The organism is Paenibacillus sp. MAH-35 (assembly GCF_058135425.1).
Genome location: NZ_JBYUPU010000033.1, coordinates 41,118 through 59,160, shown reverse-complemented (window position 1 = coordinate 59,160; position 18,043 = coordinate 41,118). Strand labels below are relative to the sequence as shown.

Sequence of the window (18,043 nt, the reverse complement as noted above, 5' to 3'; positions counted from 1 at the left end):
ATTCCTGCTTACACATAAGTATACCTATTTCGACAACTTTTTCAAAACTCCTCTTTTTGTAGGAATAATTAGACAGAGTAAAAGTTGAGGCGGCGGGCTACCTGGCCGTAACCAGATGATCGGCAGGCTTCTGCTGGCGGCTCCGTTTGTACTTGACCTTCGTCGCTTCTCCTCCCCGTAAGTGCCGGATCGACTTGTGGTACTCGAGAATCAATTTTACCTGGTTGGCCAGTTCCGGATTGATCTCGGGCAGCCGTTCCGTCAAATCTTTATGAACCGTGCTTTTCGATACTCCGAATTCCTTGGCAATCGTACGGACCGTCTGCCTGGTTTCCACTAGACTGCGCCCGATCTTGATCGTACGCTCTTTGATGTAATCGTGCACGCCCCTCGCCTCCCTACTCGAGTTGGTTTGGTACAGTATATGAGGGGCAGGGCCATATATTCTTTGTTTCCAAGCCTGACAAGCTTGCCTGTTCAATTATTTTTGGAAAATCCCCCGTACATACGCGATACCATTTCCTTCCCAACAAAAAAAGCGGAAGAAAATCCTTCCGCTTTCGTCTAACATTTCGGCTAAATGCTTCCAGCTTGTTACTCGATAATCAGCGATTCCGGGTTAACAGGCGATCCGTTTTGGCGAACTTCGAAGTGAACGTGAGTGCCCATTTCCTTCTCCAGCTCGTTACGTCCGGCAACGGCGATGATGTCGCCCTTCTTCACTTGAACGTCCTTGGCCACTTTAACGTCCGACAAGCTTTGGTAAATGGAAACCGTTCCGTCTTGATGCGTAATTTCGACCAGTTGGCCGACGATCGGATCTTTTTCGACACGGGTTACTTTTCCGCTCATAGCGGCCAGTACGTCGAACGGCTGATCGTCTTCACGACCTAGATCCACCCCGACATGCGGCGTAAGCGTATCGCCATACTCGATCATAGCGGCTTGGCGAACTTCATGGGAAGCTTTCGTGTCGAAGAAATGCAGCAGCACTTCAACTTCGTTTTTGTCTTTCACCGGCCATTGCATCGTTTCGGCAGTTGCGGCTACAGGCAGAGCATCCGGCTTGTCAGTGGGACCCGATACGTCCTGCGTCTTCGAGACGCCGAGACCGAGGTCTTGTTCGGACAAGTTCTTGACGCCCGAATCCGTGTAGACCCACATTAACGTTAAGATAATTGCCGCTGCTGCCATGTACGTCGCCGGAAACACCCACTTCTTGGCTAACAGTCGCTTCCAACTGGAAGGCTTTACGGCTCCATCGGTCGATTTTGGAGCACTCTCTTCGGTCTTCAATTCTTGTTCTTTGTTTTGATCACTCATGTTATATCACCTCAGTCACCATTGTTGCCAGATCGCTAGGTTTTATACGTGAGGTGATAGTTTTTTGCCGTTTCCTTTTAAAAAATTTCCGCCTGCATCAACACTTTGCTTAAGCGGACGGTCCTAGTAAAGCCGATACGCGGCCCAGCTCTACCCCCTGATAATAGTATTTGAGAATCGTCTCCGCATTTTTCCCTTCCTTGGCCATCCCGTTCGCGCCCCATTGGCTCATACCGACGCCATGTCCGTATCCGTATGTCGTGATCTCAATCCGCGAGCCGCTTATTTTCCAGGTGAATTGCGAAGAGTTCAGCTCCAGCTTCTCCCGCATCTCCCTGCCGGTAAAAGACTTCCCGCCGGCCGACACCGTTTTGATCCGATGCCCGGACGTCGTCGCCAGCACCTTCATCGCTCCGCTGCCGGTTGCGGCGGCCGGTACGGACGTAATGCCGAGTTTCTTGAAAAATTCCTGTAGACTCATGGTTTTCGTCTCCATATATTTCGGAGAAAGTTCTTTGTCCCATGGGCTCGGTACGCTGCGCAAGTACGGGATATAGTCCCTCCAGTATTCCTCCGAGTTTTCCGTGTACCCGTTGCTGGTGGAGAAAAACGAAGCTTGTATCGGCTTGCCTTGATACGTTACGACCACTCCCGCCGTCTCGTTGACGGCGCGATTCAGCTTGTCCAGCCGTGATGGATAATCGGCCTCTCCCCAGTTCGCCTTCATTTGTTCCTCGCCGATATACGCTTGATGGGCTACCGTATCGGTAACGACCGCTCCTTGAACCGGCACTTGAGAGGAGTCGCCCTCCAGAAGCCGCTTGACAATATATGTCCGTGAAGCGATCGCCTGGGCCTTTAACGCTTCGAACTCGAAATTCGCCGGCATTTCGGCAGCCACTACATTGCGGACATACGTCTCCAGCGGCACTTGGTCGATCTTTTGTTCCCGGGTCAAATAGATCGGTACGAGCAAAGGCTTGGTCTGCTGCTCCAGCCGGGTCTGCGGGAAGTCTGCCGTGCTCAAAACGCTGACGGACCCGCTCCTTTTCGCTACGATCCCCGGCAATAACAGCGTTACGGTCAGCAGCGCGGCGGCGATCGTAGTTGCGGGCAGCCACGGCTGAATGGAAGTACGGTTTCTCATCAGGTTCCTCCGTAAAATGAATAGGATCGGCTGTTCTAGCGATCTTTGCTTTCATTTTATGAGAGGAGTAGAGCTCATAGAACCTGTTCCGGCCCTCACTTGCAATCCGTGATAGAAAAGAAAAAACCGGCTTCACTTTACTAGTGAGTGCCGGTCGGCTGTCCCATAACGATAGGGGGTTGTCGATTTAAGCCCATGTGGGCTGTATGGAAAAGATTTTCATTTCCTGGGCCACTTGCTCGGTCTGTTCCTCCGGCTCGTAGCGACGAATGTCCGCTCCCAATTCACGAAGCTTGCGCTCGATATCGACATAACCCCTGTCGATATGATGAACGCCAGTGATCTCGGTCTCGCCGTCGGCAACCAAAGCCGCCAAAATCAATGCCGCGCCTGCGCGCAAGTCGGTAGCGCATACTTTGGCTCCGCGGAGCTTGGTATTGCCGCTTACGATAGCGGTGCGGCCGTCCACCTTGATCTGTGCCTGCATGTTGCAAAACTGCTCCACATGCATAAACCGGTTCTCGAACACGGTCTCCGTAACGATGCCGGTCCCGTCCGAGACGGTAAGCAGCGCCATCATCTGAGACTGCATATCGGTCGGAAATCCCGGATACGGCAACGTCTTCACATCCACTGCCCGCAGCGGCCGGTCAATCGATACGAGCAAGCCGTTCTCGTCTTCCCCGATCGTCACTCCCATTTCCTGAAGCTTGGAGATAACCGGCCTGAGATGATCCGCAATCGCTCCTTCGATATAGACCGTGCTGCCGGATATCGCCGCAGCGATCATAAACGTGCCCGCTTCGATCCGGTCCGGAATTACTGTATGTACCGTGCCTTGCAGACTTTCCACTCCGTCGATCCGGATCACTCCGGTTCCCGCTCCCCGAATCCGGGCGCCCATCGCATTAAGGAAATTAGCCAAATCGACAATTTCCGGTTCGCGTGCGGCGTTCTCGATCAGGGTTGTTCCTTCCGCCAAAGTCGCAGCCATCATAATGTTCTCGGTCGCCCCTACACTGGCCACGTCCAAATAAATTTTAGCTCCGCGCAAACGGCCTTTCACCCGGGCTTCGATATAACCCTGTCCGAGTCCGATCTCGGCGCCCATCGCCTCAAAGCCCTTCAGATGCTGGTCGATGGGACGAGTCCCGATCGCACATCCTCCCGGCAAGGCGATCCGCGAATATCCCGTTCGGGCGAGCAGCGGACCCATGACCAGAAACGACGCTCTCATTTTGCGCACCCACTCGTAAGGGGCTTCGCACGATTCCAGCTGTTCGGCATTGACCCGAATCGTCTCATTATAATAATGGACACGTGCACCCAGCGATCTGAGGACGTGACTGATGGTCATGACGTCATCTAGAGGCGGCGCGTCATGAATGACGCACTCCCCTTTCGTAGCCAGCAACGATGCCGCGATAATCGGAAGCACGGCGTTTTTGGCTCCGCTAATTTTGATCCTACCCGACAATCGCTTGCCGCCGCGGACGATTATTTTGCTCATCTTGTTCCCCTCCGCGTTTCCAATGCCCAACGTTCAGTTTACACCCGGGGTCTAACCGTGACAACTGTAAATTCGTGGCTCCCGTCGTGCATACAGCTAAAGATTTCGTAGCCGCTTCTCAATTTGGAACGGTGGCTTACGCATCTAATCAATATATTTCGGTGTATTACCATTGTTGACAACATACGACATTGTTATTCGGTAGTGTTAAAACATCCCTTTGAGCAACGTCGACCAGTTGTAATAATCAAGCACGAATCGCGCGATCTGGTAACCAAGGGCGATCGACAGAAGCACTTGCAGCATTTTGGCGGGAGCGCTTCGCGGCTGCTTGACGAACAGATCGAAGCGGAACTGCTGCAGCGCCCACCAGGATAACCCGATACAGAGCAATACGACGGTAATAGAGACAAGCCCCGTCATTCCCATGGAGAATTCCAAGGCATTCGAGATGTCCATCCGATTCGATCATCCTTTCCTCCGGAAGCGCAGCTTCGCGGTTTGGCAAGCCGTGCTTCAATTATCGGTTCATAATTCTCTGCAGCATAACCGTAAACTCTGCCCGAGTCGTCGACACATCCGGACGGAACGTACCGTCGTCATAACCGGTAAGCCAGCCTTCCGCCTTCATTTGCTTCAAAATCGGAAGCGCCCAGAAGTCATGTCCGATATCGGTAAAAGGAACATCCCCGCGCAGCTTGCCGCCGAGCCGGAGCGCCTTGGAGAACAGCGACGCCATCTCCACACGGCTCAGCTTGCCGTCAGGATCGAATCGGCCGTCCGGATATCCTTGCACCACACCGGCTTGCAGCGCCTTCGATACACTGTCGTAAGCCCAGTGGCTTTCAGGCAGATCCGGAAAAGTGACAGGGCGTTTCTTCGAATATTCAAACGCTTTAACAAGGAGAGTCACGGCTTCCGCGCGTGATATACTCGCTTCCGGGCGAAACGTATAATTGCCGTAGCCCTCTATGATTTTCGCTGCGGACAAATCGACGATCGCATCCTGCGCCCAATGACCGGTTATATCGGTAAAGCCGCCCACCAGTACATCCGTATGCAGGCGCAGCCGGTACAGTTGTTCCTGAAAGGCTTCATCCGGAGTCATACGGACATAATAGGTCCCGGCATTTAGCGGAATCGACATCGCAAGTTTGCCGGTGGTCCGGTCGCTTGTCTGGCTTACGACCGGGGAAAGTGCGTTCGTCTGTAAAACAGCAGTTACTTGCCGGCCGATCGGAATATCCGTCATCGAGAAATCCACGAGGCTGCGTTCTGCGATCGTGAATTTGAAATAATCGATATCCGTCGACCGGTCAAACACTCCCTCGTATTCTGTATCCGTATGGAGGACCGTTGCCTGGTACGGACGATCATTCGGTTCGTTCGGGTCCATATATTTCGGCTCGTATACGATTTCGAGCGTATATTCCCCAATTGTAGCTTCAGGCGTTACCTTACCGGCCTTAAAATAATAAGTGCCCGGAAAAGCCTGGAACGAATGCGACTCGAACTCCCCGTCGTCGTTGTCGTCGATCGTAACGCCCCGTTCGCTCTTCTTCTGAACCGTTAATATCGGATCCATCCGCTTCGTGTCCGGAGTGAGCGTTACCGTTACGTTGCCCGACTGTTCGAACGTCATCGAGAACCAGTCCTCGTCGCCTTCCCTATCAAAGGTTCCTTTTACCGATTGGCTTCGCGGAGCCAGCTTAAAAGCTTGATATTGACGATCGTTATCTTCAAAAGAATCGCGATAAATGGAAAAATGGCTAGTCAGACGGTAAGGCCATAACACCGGTTCGCTGCTATTCTCGAATTGGAGCGCGATCCGGTTTATTCCTTGGGATACTTTCAACTGTACGTACTTGCCCGGTACTGCCTTATACGCATAAACCCCCGCTGATCCGACATGAGTCAGCTTCACATCCGACGGCACAGGCGCATCCGAGAGCAGCATCATATGAAGCGTCCCGTCATACGGAACATCGATATAAAACCAGTCGACATCGGTCCCGCCGCTCAGTTCGGCGGAAATCATCCGGCCGGCCGTATAAGGCTTCGCTTCCGCCCTGCTGTTATTCGGTTCATACATGTCCGGCAGGAGCGGTTCGTTCCAGGCCCGATCCACCCGCAACAAGCCGTACCCAGTGCGCTCGTCCCATCCGGCTTCGCCGATATCGTCCGCCGTCTGCCGCAGCAGGCTGCGCACCTCATGGGCCTTCATATACGGGTACTTCGCCCATATCATCGCAGCAGCGGCCGCCACCTGCGGTGCAGCCATCGACGTGCCGTCCTGATACTCGTACTTATTTCCGATAGCGGTAGTAAAAACAGACCAAGGCGCAACCAGATCCAGTTCCGGCCCGTAGTTCGACCGTTCCTCAATCGCGTTATTTTCACCCACGCCTCCAACCGCCAGCACAGTCGGATAGGCAGCCGGATAACGGACATTGCGTCCTTCATCGTTGCCCGTAGCCGCGATCAGCATTACATTATGATCTTCCGCGTATTGTACAATTTCCTGCAAATAAGCGTCGTTGCGCAGAAGTCCGACGGATAACACGACAATTTTGGCCCCGTTGTCGACCGCATAACGAATACCTTCGCCCAGCTTGTCCTCGTCCCCGCGACCGCTAGGCTCCAACGCCTTGATCGGCATAATGCTGGCTTTCCACAGCATCCCCGCTACACCCTTGCTATTGTTCACGACAGCTGCGATAACTCCGGCTACATTGGTCCCGTGTCCGTTGTCATCGCGCGGCGGTATGTTCGGTTGAATCAGATTAACGCCAGGCACCAGATTGCCCTTCAGATCGGCATGGCTCAGATCCACGCCCGTATCGACTATAGCAATAACTACCGATTCCGTTTCCGTTCCGCTAACCTCTTGCCAGACGTCGATAGTATGAGTTCTCTGCAAATACGTTTGTTTATCGATAAAAGGGTCATTGGAAGCCGCGGCCGAGATCCCGACCTTCCGGTTGGGCACAATATACTGCACACCCGGAGAGTTTTCCCATTCCGCCAGCCACTCGGCACTGTTCACGCCCGCTCCCGGACGCGCTACTACTGTGCCGGACAAGCCATACTCCCGCTCGATCATACTTTTCGCTGTAAACGTCGGATCGGGGCTCCCTTTCCACTTTATAATATAGGTGGATGAATCGGCCGCTTCCGTTATTGCCGGGGAAATAGTCGGCAAGGCCGCTTCCGCCCGATTCGGCAGCCAAAATGAGTATAGGTCCAGCGCAACCCATACAATCGCAAATAAACCGATCCACGCTAAACGCTTCCGCCCGTTTCGTATCATGGATGTTGTCCTCTTCATGTCATTCTTGATTTTGTCCGAACGTATACATTTCGCCATTATGCCGGACATCCCTTTCCATTGTAACAAAATCGGTTCGAAAGGCCTACCCGATTCATGGTTGGAATATAGGGTTGCTTCACTCATCGCCATTAAATTTGGTTATTCGCCACAATGAATACGCTATCTTTTTAACCCGGTTTACTCTTCGTTAAACTTCCCCGATTCCAATTAAGAGAAAATACTGCTGCGTCGATTTACTCTTTAAAAAAAGAAAACCCCCTCCGGTTCCCCGGAAGGGCTGCAAACGGACAAGCTATACAGTTAACTGATAAACAAATCGATCGGTACGCTGAAAATCGTCTCGATATAACGGAGCACCACATGCGGGAAAAATCCGGTCAACAGCGTAGCCGCCACGCAGACCCAAACCGTAATTTGCGCGGTTGGCGAAGACTTGATCTCCGCTTCGACTTCGCCCGACCTCAGGAACATTTGCCGGATGATGCTGAAATAGTAATAAAACGAAATGACGCTCGTACCGATCATAATGGCGGCAAGCCAGTAATGCTGCAGCTGCAAAGTACCGAGCATAATGTACAGCTTCCCGAAAAATCCGCCCGTTACCGGAAGGCCGGCCAGCGACAAAATCAGAACGACCATCGCCACCGCAGTCGCCGGCGCCCGGTAATACAAGCCGGCGAAGGCCGAGATGTCCTCGCTTCTGGATGAATCGCTGACGATCATATACACGGCGATCGCTCCGATGTTCATGAACAGATAAGCGATCAGGTAGAAGAACATTTCCGAGAAGTTCGAGAAGTGCACCATGCCGAACTGTGTGCCGATCGGCACCAGCAGGTAACCTGCATTCGCGATCCCGGAATAGGCGAGCAGCCTCTTCATGTTTTTTTGACGGAGCGCTATGAAGTTACCGAATATCATAGCTGCCGCGGCTACCACCATCGTCGCCGTGAAGGCGTCGGTATGGATCTGCTGGCTGATCAAGCCGCCCAGGCCGAACACGCTGTACAGCACCCGGAACGTAATCGCAAAACCGGCTGCCTTGGATACGACCGCGAGATATGCCGTAACCGGCGTCGGCGAGCCTTGGTAGACGTCAGGCGCCCACATGTGGAACGGAGCCGCCGCAATTTTAAAGCCGAAACCTGCCAGCAGCAGGAAGAAGGAGACGTAAATCAACGGCTCGAACGCAGCGTAGTTGGCTGAAAGCGCCCGATTGATCTCCGCCAGGTTCGTCGATCCGGACATCCCGTACAAGAACGACATTCCGTACAGGATTACGGCGGACGAGATGCCTCCCATGACTACGTACTTAAACGCCGCTTCATTAGATGAAAACGACTTCTTGCGCATGCCGACCAGTACATAAGAAGTGATGCTAAGCAGTTCGAGCCCGACGAACAGGGTGATCAGATCGCCGGAAGACGCCATGACCATCGCACCGATCGTAGCCGGCAGGAACAAGTAATAAAATTCGCCCTTGTGCGGGATTTCGTCTTCTTTCACATTGCCGATGCTCATGAACAAAATAAGCGCCGTTCCGCCAAGGAAAAGCAGTTTAAACAAATTCGCGTAATCGTCGACCCGCCAGCTGCCGCCCAGCAGCGATACAGGCTCCGTGGGCAGGACGAGCCCGGTAGCATCGTCGATGCGGTTCAGAGCGCTAATATCCCCCAGGACAAACACAGCCGATATGCCGACGGACACCAGCGCCAGCCAGCCCAGAACGGTACGGTTGAACGAGCGGGGCATAAATAAATCGAGCAGCGACAGGACGATTGCTGAGATGACCAGGGTCAACTCAGGCGCCAGATGAACGAGGTCCCCCGCCGTCAAACGTTGAAGTTGATCCATGGTCTACCCTCCCATCTTCACGATGTTGTGAATCCATTCGTCGATACTGCTTACGGTTTGCTGCAGCGGTTCGCTCAGCACGGCCGGATAAATCCCGATCAGTACGATGAACGCAGTCAGAGTAATCATCGGCACCGCCTCCACCAGTCTGGCGTCCCGAAGCCCTTTGTACGCCTCCGGTATCGGTCCGTAGCTGATCTTCATAACCCCGCGAAGCACATATACGGCCGTAAAAATAATGCCCAGCACTCCGATCACCGTAACGATCGGCATCGTCTCGAACAGGCCGAGGAAAGCCATGAACTCGCTAATGAAACCCGACAAAAGCGGGAGTCCGAGCGACGCCATGCCGCCGAGCATCAGGAAGCCGCAAATGAACGGCAGCGATGCCGACAAACCGCCCAGTTTTCTCACTTCCGTCGTTTCCGTTCTCTCGTACAAGCTTCCTACGAGCAGGAAGAACAGCGCCGATATGAGTCCGTGGGATACCAGCTGGAAGATGGCCCCTTTTAGCCCGATTTCGTTAAACGCCGCAAGACCGAGAAGGACGATCCCCATATGACTAATACTGGAGTAAGCCAAAATCAGCTTGAAATCGGTTTGGCGCAGAGCGAGTATCGCACCGTACAAAATATTGATAACGCCCAGAATCGCTATCACCAGCGCCGCCCCATGGGCCTGCACCGGAAACAGCATAATGCCAAAGGTTAGCAAACCGTAGGCGCCCATCTTCAGCAAAATGCCGGAGTGGATCATAACGACCGCCGGGTGCGCTTCCGTATGCACTTTAAGCATCCACGTATGGAACGGGAAGATCGGCAGCTTGATGCCGAATGCGATGAGCAGCATGATGAACAGCGTCCACTTCATCGTCTCGCTTAAATAAAACGGATTGTCCGGGAACATCTCCGGCCCGGCATGAATCAGCGAAGCTTGGTCGGCAAACAAGTTTTTCGTAATAACGTCCAGGCTGCCGCTGTAATAGAAGGAGGTCGCGTCGCCTACCGTCTGCATCGTAAACCCGGCCGTATTGACGATAATGAAAAACGCCAAAATCATGACGGCCGAACCGATCCCGTTATAAATCAAAAACTTGTTGGCCGCCCGCTCCCTGTCCATATAACCCCATATTCCAATCAGGAAAAACATCGGAATGAGCGTAAGCTCGAAGAACAGGAAAAACAAAAACAAATCACGAGCCATGAATACGCCGAACATCCCGATCTCCAGCAGCAGAAACCAGATGTAAAACGCCTTCCATCGTTTCTTCACATGCACGGAGGCGAAAGCCGCCATAGCGGTTACAAGTGCGGTCAAAAATACGAGCGGCAGAGACAGGCCGTCGATCGCCAGCGTGTAGTTAAACTCGTAAAAAAATTCTTTCAGCGAGCTCAGATCGTCGCCGATTTCTTTATTCAGCGGAACTTTGATCCAGTTCGCATTTTCCTTATACTGCATATCGGCCGTGTCGTGCTGAAAGTCGGCGTACAACAGCGCTGCCAGTACAAGCGGTATTAGAGTAGCAACGATCGCCGTCGTCTTCAGCGCCCTGCCGTTATGCTTCGGAATAAGCAGCAGCGCAATAATGCCGAGCAGCGGCGAGAAGAGGATGGTCGACAGAATGGGCCAACTACCAAACATTCAAAAACCTCCTCCCGGCGAACACCAGCATCAGGACGACGATACCGAGCAGCGTAACGAGCCCGTACGTCTGCACCTGGCCGTTCTGCAGCCGCGACCCGACACGGCCCAGCCCGGATACAGCCGAAGCGCTAAGCCGGACGATGCCGTCCACAACATAATGATCGAACAAGGTGAGCACGTTGCCGAGCGCTTTTACCGGTTTTACGATAATCAGGCCGTACAACTCGTCGATGTAATATTTCCGCTCCACGAGCTGGTGCAGCCAAGGCGCGCCATTCGGAATGGTATCCGCGGAGATGCTCTTTTTGACGTACATCAAATATCCGAGTCCGATTCCAAGCAAGCCGACAACAGTCGACAGCGTCATAACCAGCGCCGCATTGTGCTCTTCGGCCGCTTTACCGGTCAGCCATTCTCCGAACCAGCCGTTAAACGGAGTCATCAGGAAGCCCGCTCCTACCGCAAGGACGGCAAGGACGATCAACGGAACCGTCATCACGGCCGGAGACTCGTGAGCGTGCTGGTGCTGCGTGCCTCTAGGCTTGCCCGTAAATACGAGAAAGAACAGCCGGGACATGTAAAACGCGGTGAAGAAAGCGGCAATCAGTCCGACCGCAAACAATCCGTAATGTCCGCTGTAATAAGCTTCGGACAGGATCACGTCCTTGGACCAAAAGCCGGAGAACGGCGGAATTCCCGATAAAGCCAGAGCCCCGATCGCGAACGTCCAAGTCGTAATTTTCATCTTGGACGACAGTCCGCCCATTTCAAATATGTTTTGCGTATGTACGGCATGAATGACGCTGCCCGCTCCAAGGAACAGAAGCGCCTTAAAAAATGCATGGGTGAACAGGTGGAACATTCCCGCCGATATCGTGGCGCTGACGCCGAGCGCCATCATCATATACCCGAGCTGACTGACCGTTGAGTAGGCGAGCACCCGTTTAATATCTTTTTGAGCAACGCCGATCGTAGCGGCAAAAATTGCGGTGAAGCCTCCCACGTAAGCCACCGTTTCCAGAGCGGCTGGAGAAGCGGTAAAAATATCGAATGTCCGTGCCACCAGGTACACGCCGGCCGCAACCATCGTTGCCGCGTGAATCAAGGCGCTGATCGGCGTCGGACCTTCCATAGCGTCCGGCAGCCATGTATGCAGCGGAAACTGGCCGGACTTGCCCACGGCGCCTACGAAGATAAGCAGCGCAATCCAGGTTGCCGTGCCTTCAGAGATTCGGCCTTCGGCAAACGCATTATGAATGCTGGAGAAATCGAGCGCATGCCCCGGCATATTCCAGTAGAGGAGCAAGATCGCGATCAATAAGCCGACGTCGCCGATTCTCGTAATAATAAACGCTTTCTTGGCCGCCGCCTTCGCTTCCGGCTTGAAGTACCAGAAGCCGATGAGCAGGAACGAGCCGAGACCGACCAATTCCCAGAAAATATACAACTGAAGTATATTTTCCGACATAACCACGCCCAGCATGGCGAACGTAAACAAGGCGACGTATCCGTAAAAGACCGATATCCGATCGTCTCCGTGCATATATCCTTTGGAGTATAAATTAACCAGCAAGCTGACGAGCGACACGATAATCAGCATGAGCGCGTTCAGGTTGTTGATCTCGAACCCCATAGCAAGCGAATATTCGCCAAGCTTGAGCCATTCCAAGCTGTTCCACGTGTAATCTTCCGTTCCACTTCCAAGACGCTCCACGAATATGAGCACCGACACGATGAAAGAGGCTAGTGTCGCGATAATCCCGACGTATGCTCCGCCTTCCTTCCACTGTCGGCCTGCGGCGAGCAGAACGAGAAACGCGAGAAGCGGAAACAGAGGAACGAGCCAGGCGATTTGTGCGTACGATTCCATCGTTGATCCTCCTCACTTTCTCAATTCGTTCATGTCGTCCACATTCGAAGTGCCCTTGTTCCGGTAGAGCGTAATTAGGATCGCGATCCCGATCGCAACTTCCGCGGCCGCTACCGTCATATTAAAGAGAGAAAAGATCTGGCCTTGAAAAGACGGAGCCACTCCGTACTTGGAGAACGCCACAAAGTTCAAATTGACGCTGTTGAGCATAAGCTCGATCGACAACAGGACGATTACGGCATTTTTCTTCGTTAACGCCCCATACAACCCGACGCAGAACAAAATCGCGCCTAAGGTCAGATAAGGCAGAATCGGTTCGCTCATCCTACTCTTCCTCCCTCTTGGCCAGGATGATCGCGCCGATGAACGCGACGGTAAGCAGAATCGACATCAGCTCGAACGGGATGACTTGCTCGGTGAACAGCCGCTTCCCGATCTCAAGCGTATTGTCTTCCGGCGTCGCGAGCTCCCCTTTCGGGAACGACACATTTTGGAAGGCATAGAACAGGATACCGAATAGTCCGGCAATTCCGATCCACAGCCCGATATGATGCCAGCGGCGTTTATCCTCCGGCTCTTCGCCCTTATGGCGGGTCATCACGATACCGAAGATCATCAGGATCGAGATGCCGCCCGCATAGACGAGAACTTGCGCCATTGCCAGAAATTCTGCTTCCAGCAGCACATAGAGACCGGCGAGACTTAAGAAAGTGACGGCTGCCGAGACGACCATCGAGACGACCTTCGTGAAGCTGATCATAAAGATCGCGCCGCCGATGGCGAGCAGAGCGAACACGAAAAACATCACGTTGGCACCGCTCGAGAAAAAGTCTGCAATGTTACCCAGCATCTTTTTTGGCTCCTCCCTTAGGTGCCGCCGAATTGTTTTCTTTCCGCACGTTCGTGTTGTTTTGGTGCAGCCAGTCCATGTTTTTGTACAAATCGTCGCGGCTGTACGTGCTAAGCTCAAAGTTGTTCGTCATGACGATCGCTTCGGTCGGACAAACCTCGGTACACAAGTCGCACAGGATGCAGATTTCAAAGTTGATATCGTACGTATCGATAACCAGCTTCATTTTGCTTTCCGGATCGGGGTTCTTTTTGCCGGTCAGCGTGATGCATTCCGTTGGGCATACCCGCGCGCACTGATTGCATACGATGCATTTCTCCGGGTCGAAGTGCTGGATGCCGCGGAAGCGGTCCGGCAGCTCCAAAGGCACGTCGGGGTAGGCATAGGTGACCTTCTTCTGCATCATCGTCTTGAATGTAAGCCCGAGCCCTTTGACTATCCCTTTCATAGGTCGTTCCCCCTCAATCACGTGCGACAGACCGGAGTCGGTTCCGGTCTCTCGTACTGTTCGGTAATGTTAACGCAAGATCTCCTTCACGATCGCCGTAATAAAGATGTTGGCGAGCGCAAGCGGCAGCAGCACTTTCCAGCCGATCCCCATCAGCTGATCGATACGGACGCGCGGCAGCGTGGCCCGCAGCCAGAACATGAAGAAGACGCAGAACGACATTTTAATTAAAAACCACAAAATCCCGGGCACAAAGTCCAGGAACGGGAACGGCGCATGCCATCCTCCCAGAAACAATACCGTCGTAAGCGCTGCGATTGCAAACGTATAGACGTACTCCGCCAACATGAAGAAAGCGAAACGGAATCCGCTGTATTCAACGTGGTAGCCGGCCACCAGCTCGGACTCCGCCTCCGGAAGGTCGAACGGCGTACGGTTCAGCTCGGAGATGGCTGCCACAATAAATACGGCGAACCCGATAATTTGCGGAAGGAAGTTCCATTCCCAGAACCAGTTGCCCTGCGCCTCGACGATCTTGCGCATATTCAGGCTTCCGGTCATAAGGATAACGCCTACCATGGACATGACAAGCGGAATTTCATAACTGATCATCTGCGCTGCGGAACGCATGCCGCCGAGCAGCGAGTATTTATTGTTGGACGCCCAGCCCCCAAGCACGATCCCGATCGTGGAAATACTGGACAAGGCGGCGTAATACAGCAGCCCTACATTCAGATCGGCAAACTGCCAAGTTTTCGTGAACGGAAAGGTAGCAAGCACGGCAAAGGCCGGGACGAACGTAATCGCCGGCGCAAGGATAAACAGCTCGCGGTCCGCTTTTTTCGGAATTGTATCTTCCTTAAGAAGCAACTTCAGAACGTCTGCGACGGTCTGCAGAAGACCAAGCGGTCCGGTCCGGGTCGGTCCGTGCCGCATCTGCATCCAGCCGATCACCTTCCGCTCGAAATAAATCGCGTATGTGACATAACCGAGTATGAGAAGCAGGAATAACACCGCAACAGCGAACATAATGCCGAAGTTCGCCCAAGTCAGTTGTTCGGCTAACAAACTAAGCATCAGCCATCCACCTCCCCGAGGACGATGTCGATTCCGCCCAAAATCATGATCATATTGGCCATCGGCTGGCCAACAAGCAGCTGCGGCAATATTTGCAGATTAACGAACGACGGACGGCGGAATTTCAGCCGGTACGGCTTATCTTTTCCCTTAGATACGATGTGGCAGCCGATCTCTCCGCGCGGCGATTCGATCCGGACGTAAGCTTCGCCCTCCGGGGGACGGATCACCCGCGGCACTTTCCCCATCGTCTCGCCTTCGGCCGGGAACTGCTCGATCGCCTGTTCCAGTATCCGCAGCGATTGGCGGATCTCCTCCAGCCGGACCAGGTAACGGTCGTAGCAATCTCCGTTCTGGCCTACCGGAACGTCGAAGTCGAAGCGGTCGTAGATGCTGTAGGGCTGGTCTTTCCGCAAATCCCACTTCACCCCGGTGCAGCGCAGGTTCGCTCCGCTCAGCCCCAGATTGATCGCTTCCTCGGCCGAATATTTGCCGACACCTTTAATCCGCGCCAGGAAAATTTCGTTTCCGCTGACCAGGTTGTCATAGACTTTCAATTGCCCGTGCATATACGCCACGAACGCACGCACTTTCTCGATCCACCCCGGAGGAGCATCCCACTTCACTCCGCCTACCCGCATATAGTTGTAAGTGAGCCGGGCTCCGCACAGCTCGGTGAACAGGTCGACAATCGTCTCCCGGTCCTTAAAGGCAAACAGAAACGGGCTGAGCGCGCCAATATCCAGCAGGTACGTGCCCCACCATACCAGATGGCTCGCAACCCGCTGCAATTCCATGACGATAAGGCGCAAATATTGCGCCCTCTCCGGTATTTCCAGCTGCATCATCGTCTCTACGGCGTGACAGAGCACATAATTGTTGGTCATCGCAGATACGTAATCCATCCGGTCGGTATAAGGAATAATTTGCGTGTAGGTCAAATCTTCCGCAAGCTTCTCCGTTCCCCTGTGCAAATATCCGATTACAGGCGTAGCCTCCGTGATCACTTCTCCGTCCAGTTTGACGATAACGCGAAATACGCCGTGAGTGCTCGGATGCTGAGGGCCTACGTTCAGTAGCAGTTCTTCGGTCCGAATCAAAGGTCACACCTCCGGATCAATCGGTTCATAATCTTTGCGAAGCGGATGGCCGACCCAATCGTCCGGCATCATGATCCGCCGCAAGTCTGGATGACCCGGAAAATCGATGCCGAGCAAATCGTACACTTCCCTCTCGTTCCAGTTGGCCGTTGCCCATACGGGAGTCACGGACGGAATCGATGGGGTGTCCCGGTTCGTTTTTACTTTAAAGCAATAGCCTTGCTTGCTGGAGATGGACAAGACGTAGTATACCGTCTCCAGATGGGTCTCGTAGTCGACCCCGCTCAAATTGCTCAAATAGGTCAATTGCAATTCTTCGTTCGTCTTCACAAAGTCGGCTACGGCAACCCAGTGATCGGGATGAATGGTCAGCGTCGGCAGATGGCGGTCTCTTTCATTAATAACCCCTTCCACCACCGCTTGATCCGATACGTTTTCCTTGATCAGCTGAACGATACGGTCGAGCAGCGGCTGCTTCGGAGACGGTTCTTTGGGACCGTCCTCGGCTCCGCCGTCACCGCCTGCGGCTCTCTGGGCACGGGCCGCAGCGCGGGCCGCTCTTGCCTCAGCCTTCGCCTTCGCTTCCTCATCGCCTCCAGCTTCTGCAGCCGGAGCAGGCGCACCCTCTCCGCCCTCGGCTCTCTGGGCGCGGGCTGCAGCACGGGCTGCTCTTGCTTCCGCGGCGGCTTTTGCCTTCGCTTCCTTCTCTTCGTCGGTCAGCTCCGCAGCCGCCGGGGCGCTTTCTCCGCCCTCGGCTCTCTGTGCGCGGGCTGCAGCACGGGCTGCTCTTGCTTCTGCGGCAGCTTTTGCCTTCGCTTCTTTTTCCTCATCCGTCGGTTCAACAGCATTGGCAGCCGTACCGACTGCATCATCAGCCTGTTCGGGTGCAGCGCTTTCTTTAGGAGGCGAAGCCGAATGATCGGCAGCAGGACTATCAGCCGCAGGATTGTTTGCGCTTTCTACCTTTTTGTCGTTGCTGTTGTTTTCTTCGCTCACGAGTTGGTCACCCTCTTCCCGGTTTTCGCCTCATAGCGAATCTTCTCTTGAAGCTTATTGATCCCGTAAATGAGAGCAGCCGGGTTCGGCGGGCATCCAGGAATATAAATATCAACAGGGACGATCTGGTCGACTCCTTTAACGACAGCATACGATTTAATATACGGTCCGCCGGCAGTGGCGCACGACCCCATCGCAATAACCCACTTCGGCTCGGGCATTTGATCATACAGACGTCGAAGCAGCGGCGCCATCTTCTTCGTCACCGTGCCCGCTACGATCATAACGTCGGACTGCCGGGGAGATGTCCGGAATATAACGCCAAAACGGTCCAGGTCATAATGCGCTCCGCCGGTACCCATCATCTCGATGGCGCAGCATGCGAGACCGAACGTTAACGGCCACAACGAACTGCTGCGCGCCCATGCCTTCACTTGGTCGAGCGTCGTCGTAAATACGTTGCGCTCGAACTCGCTCCGCTCTTCGGGCGAGATTTTCTCTAAATTGAGCTCCATTGCAGCACCTTCTTTTTCCAGGCGTAAATTAGCCCTACTACGAGCAGGGAGACAAAAATGAGCATCTCAACCAGCGCGAATAATCCCAAAAAGTCATACGCGACAGCCCAAGGATATAAAAACACCGTTTCGACGTCAAAGATAACGAACATCAAAGCAAACAAATAGTAACGGATATTAAACCGGACATGGCTTTCCCCGACCGGATCGTTACCGCTTTCATAAGTCGTTTGCTTTTCTGCCGTCGGCTTGTTCGGGCGCAGCAACCGGCCGAGCGTCAAAGCTGCGATCGGCAGTATAATCCCGAGCCCAATAAAGATGGCAACTAGCACGTAATTGTTACTGTAAAGCGCCATTTCATCGCCTCCCCGCCTCATG

Annotated in this window: 17 protein-coding genes; all 17 read right to left on the bottom strand. The window is 53.7% G+C overall.

The annotated features are described in order from the left end of the window. Positions 1-97: 97 nt before the first annotated feature. Positions 98-385: a sporulation transcriptional regulator SpoIIID gene (gene spoIIID, locus AC3Y2E_RS26000; protein ID WP_190929240.1), complete on the bottom strand. Its 288-nt coding sequence runs from the start codon at positions 383-385 to the stop codon at positions 98-100. Positions 386-594: 209 nt separating this feature from the next. Beyond that, positions 595-1,323 carry a peptidoglycan DD-metalloendopeptidase family protein gene (locus AC3Y2E_RS25995; protein ID WP_379215617.1) on the bottom strand — a complete coding sequence of 243 codons (729 nt, stop codon included), beginning with the start codon at positions 1,321-1,323 and terminating at the stop codon, positions 595-597. 109 nt (positions 1,324-1,432) lie between these two features. After that, positions 1,433-2,470, bottom strand: a complete 1,038-nt coding sequence (gene spoIID, locus AC3Y2E_RS25990) for a stage II sporulation protein D (protein ID WP_379215615.1) — start codon at positions 2,468-2,470, stop codon at positions 1,433-1,435. Positions 2,471-2,657: 187 nt separating this feature from the next. Beyond that, positions 2,658-3,980, bottom strand: a complete 1,323-nt coding sequence (gene murA, locus AC3Y2E_RS25985; protein ID WP_379215613.1) for a UDP-N-acetylglucosamine 1-carboxyvinyltransferase — start codon at positions 3,978-3,980, stop codon at positions 2,658-2,660. 207 nt (positions 3,981-4,187) lie between these two features. Next, positions 4,188-4,439, bottom strand: coding sequence for a DUF1146 family protein (locus AC3Y2E_RS25980; protein ID WP_190929236.1), 252 nt, complete (start codon positions 4,437-4,439; stop codon positions 4,188-4,190). Between the two features lie 61 nt (positions 4,440-4,500). Next, positions 4,501-7,290, bottom strand: a complete 2,790-nt coding sequence (locus AC3Y2E_RS25975) for a S8 family serine peptidase (protein ID WP_379215610.1) — start codon at positions 7,288-7,290, stop codon at positions 4,501-4,503. Positions 7,291-7,611: 321 nt separating this feature from the next. Continuing rightward, positions 7,612-9,165, bottom strand: a complete 1,554-nt coding sequence (locus AC3Y2E_RS25970; RefSeq protein WP_379215608.1) for an NADH-quinone oxidoreductase subunit N — start codon at positions 9,163-9,165, stop codon at positions 7,612-7,614. 3 nt (positions 9,166-9,168) lie between these two features. Further along, positions 9,169-10,806 carry a complex I subunit 4 family protein gene (locus AC3Y2E_RS25965; protein WP_379215606.1) on the bottom strand — a complete coding sequence of 546 codons (1,638 nt, stop codon included), beginning with the start codon at positions 10,804-10,806 and terminating at the stop codon, positions 9,169-9,171. After that, complete coding sequence (gene nuoL, locus AC3Y2E_RS25960; RefSeq protein WP_379215604.1) at positions 10,796-12,679, bottom strand: NADH-quinone oxidoreductase subunit L; 1,884 nt, start codon at positions 12,677-12,679, stop codon at positions 10,796-10,798. The genes AC3Y2E_RS25965 and nuoL overlap by 11 nt, the downstream gene beginning before the upstream one ends. Before the next feature lie 12 nt (positions 12,680-12,691). Then, positions 12,692-13,003, bottom strand: coding sequence for an NADH-quinone oxidoreductase subunit NuoK (gene nuoK / locus AC3Y2E_RS25955; protein ID WP_190929232.1), 312 nt, complete (start codon positions 13,001-13,003; stop codon positions 12,692-12,694). Position 13,004: 1 nt separating this feature from the next. After that, positions 13,005-13,529 (bottom strand): NADH-quinone oxidoreductase subunit J, encoded by a 525-nt coding sequence (locus AC3Y2E_RS25950; protein WP_190929231.1) that lies wholly within the window; start codon positions 13,527-13,529, stop codon positions 13,005-13,007. Next, positions 13,519-13,977 (bottom strand): NADH-quinone oxidoreductase subunit NuoI, encoded by a 459-nt coding sequence (nuoI, locus tag AC3Y2E_RS25945; RefSeq protein WP_190929230.1) that lies wholly within the window; start codon positions 13,975-13,977, stop codon positions 13,519-13,521. The genes AC3Y2E_RS25950 and nuoI overlap by 11 nt, the downstream gene beginning before the upstream one ends. Positions 13,978-14,046: 69 nt before the next feature. Continuing rightward, positions 14,047-15,054 (bottom strand): NADH-quinone oxidoreductase subunit NuoH, encoded by a 1,008-nt coding sequence (gene nuoH / locus AC3Y2E_RS25940; RefSeq protein WP_317891223.1) that lies wholly within the window; start codon positions 15,052-15,054, stop codon positions 14,047-14,049. After that, positions 15,054-16,154, bottom strand: a complete 1,101-nt coding sequence (locus tag AC3Y2E_RS25935) for an NADH-quinone oxidoreductase subunit D (protein WP_379215600.1) — start codon at positions 16,152-16,154, stop codon at positions 15,054-15,056. The genes nuoH and AC3Y2E_RS25935 overlap by 1 nt, the downstream gene beginning before the upstream one ends. A 3-nt stretch (positions 16,155-16,157) precedes the next feature. Next, positions 16,158-17,150, bottom strand: coding sequence for an NADH-quinone oxidoreductase subunit C (locus tag AC3Y2E_RS25930; protein WP_379215598.1), 993 nt, complete (start codon positions 17,148-17,150; stop codon positions 16,158-16,160). Beyond that, a complete protein-coding gene (locus AC3Y2E_RS25925) occupies positions 17,147-17,665 on the bottom strand; it encodes a NuoB/complex I 20 kDa subunit family protein (RefSeq protein WP_190929227.1) in 519 nt (172 codons plus the stop codon). The genes AC3Y2E_RS25930 and AC3Y2E_RS25925 overlap by 4 nt, the downstream gene beginning before the upstream one ends. Continuing rightward, on the bottom strand, positions 17,650-18,021 hold the full coding sequence (locus AC3Y2E_RS25920) for an NADH-quinone oxidoreductase subunit A (protein WP_190929226.1): 372 nt from the start codon (positions 18,019-18,021) through the stop codon (positions 17,650-17,652). The genes AC3Y2E_RS25925 and AC3Y2E_RS25920 overlap by 16 nt, the downstream gene beginning before the upstream one ends. Positions 18,022-18,043 lie beyond the last annotated feature (22 nt).

What these genes read in the sequence shown, in the direction of transcription:
- AC3Y2E_RS25920 (WP_190929226.1), bottom strand. Translation starts at nt 18,021, where the DNA reads ATGGCGCTTTACAGTAACAATTACGTGCTAGTTGCCATCTTTATTGGG.
- nuoK (WP_190929232.1), bottom strand. Translation starts at nt 13,003, where the DNA reads ATGAGCGAACCGATTCTGCCTTATCTGACCTTAGGCGCGATTTTGTTC.
- AC3Y2E_RS25970 (WP_379215608.1), bottom strand. Translation starts at nt 9,165, where the DNA reads ATGGATCAACTTCAACGTTTGACGGCGGGGGACCTCGTTCATCTGGCG.
- AC3Y2E_RS25975 (WP_379215610.1), bottom strand. Translation starts at nt 7,290, where the DNA reads ATGATACGAAACGGGCGGAAGCGTTTAGCGTGGATCGGTTTATTTGCG.
- nuoI (WP_190929230.1), bottom strand. Translation starts at nt 13,977, where the DNA reads ATGAAAGGGATAGTCAAAGGGCTCGGGCTTACATTCAAGACGATGATG.
- nuoL (WP_379215604.1), bottom strand. Translation starts at nt 12,679, where the DNA reads ATGGAATCGTACGCACAAATCGCCTGGCTCGTTCCTCTGTTTCCGCTT.
- AC3Y2E_RS25980 (WP_190929236.1), bottom strand. Translation starts at nt 4,439, where the DNA reads ATGGACATCTCGAATGCCTTGGAATTCTCCATGGGAATGACGGGGCTT.
- spoIID (WP_379215615.1), bottom strand. Translation starts at nt 2,470, where the DNA reads ATGAGAAACCGTACTTCCATTCAGCCGTGGCTGCCCGCAACTACGATC.
- nuoH (WP_317891223.1), bottom strand. Translation starts at nt 15,054, where the DNA reads ATGCTTAGTTTGTTAGCCGAACAACTGACTTGGGCGAACTTCGGCATT.
- AC3Y2E_RS25950 (WP_190929231.1), bottom strand. Translation starts at nt 13,529, where the DNA reads ATGCTGGGTAACATTGCAGACTTTTTCTCGAGCGGTGCCAACGTGATG.
- AC3Y2E_RS25965 (WP_379215606.1), bottom strand. Translation starts at nt 10,806, where the DNA reads ATGTTTGGTAGTTGGCCCATTCTGTCGACCATCCTCTTCTCGCCGCTG.
- AC3Y2E_RS25925 (WP_190929227.1), bottom strand. Translation starts at nt 17,665, where the DNA reads ATGGAGCTCAATTTAGAGAAAATCTCGCCCGAAGAGCGGAGCGAGTTC.
- AC3Y2E_RS25995 (WP_379215617.1), bottom strand. Translation starts at nt 1,323, where the DNA reads ATGAGTGATCAAAACAAAGAACAAGAATTGAAGACCGAAGAGAGTGCT.
- murA (WP_379215613.1), bottom strand. Translation starts at nt 3,980, where the DNA reads ATGAGCAAAATAATCGTCCGCGGCGGCAAGCGATTGTCGGGTAGGATC.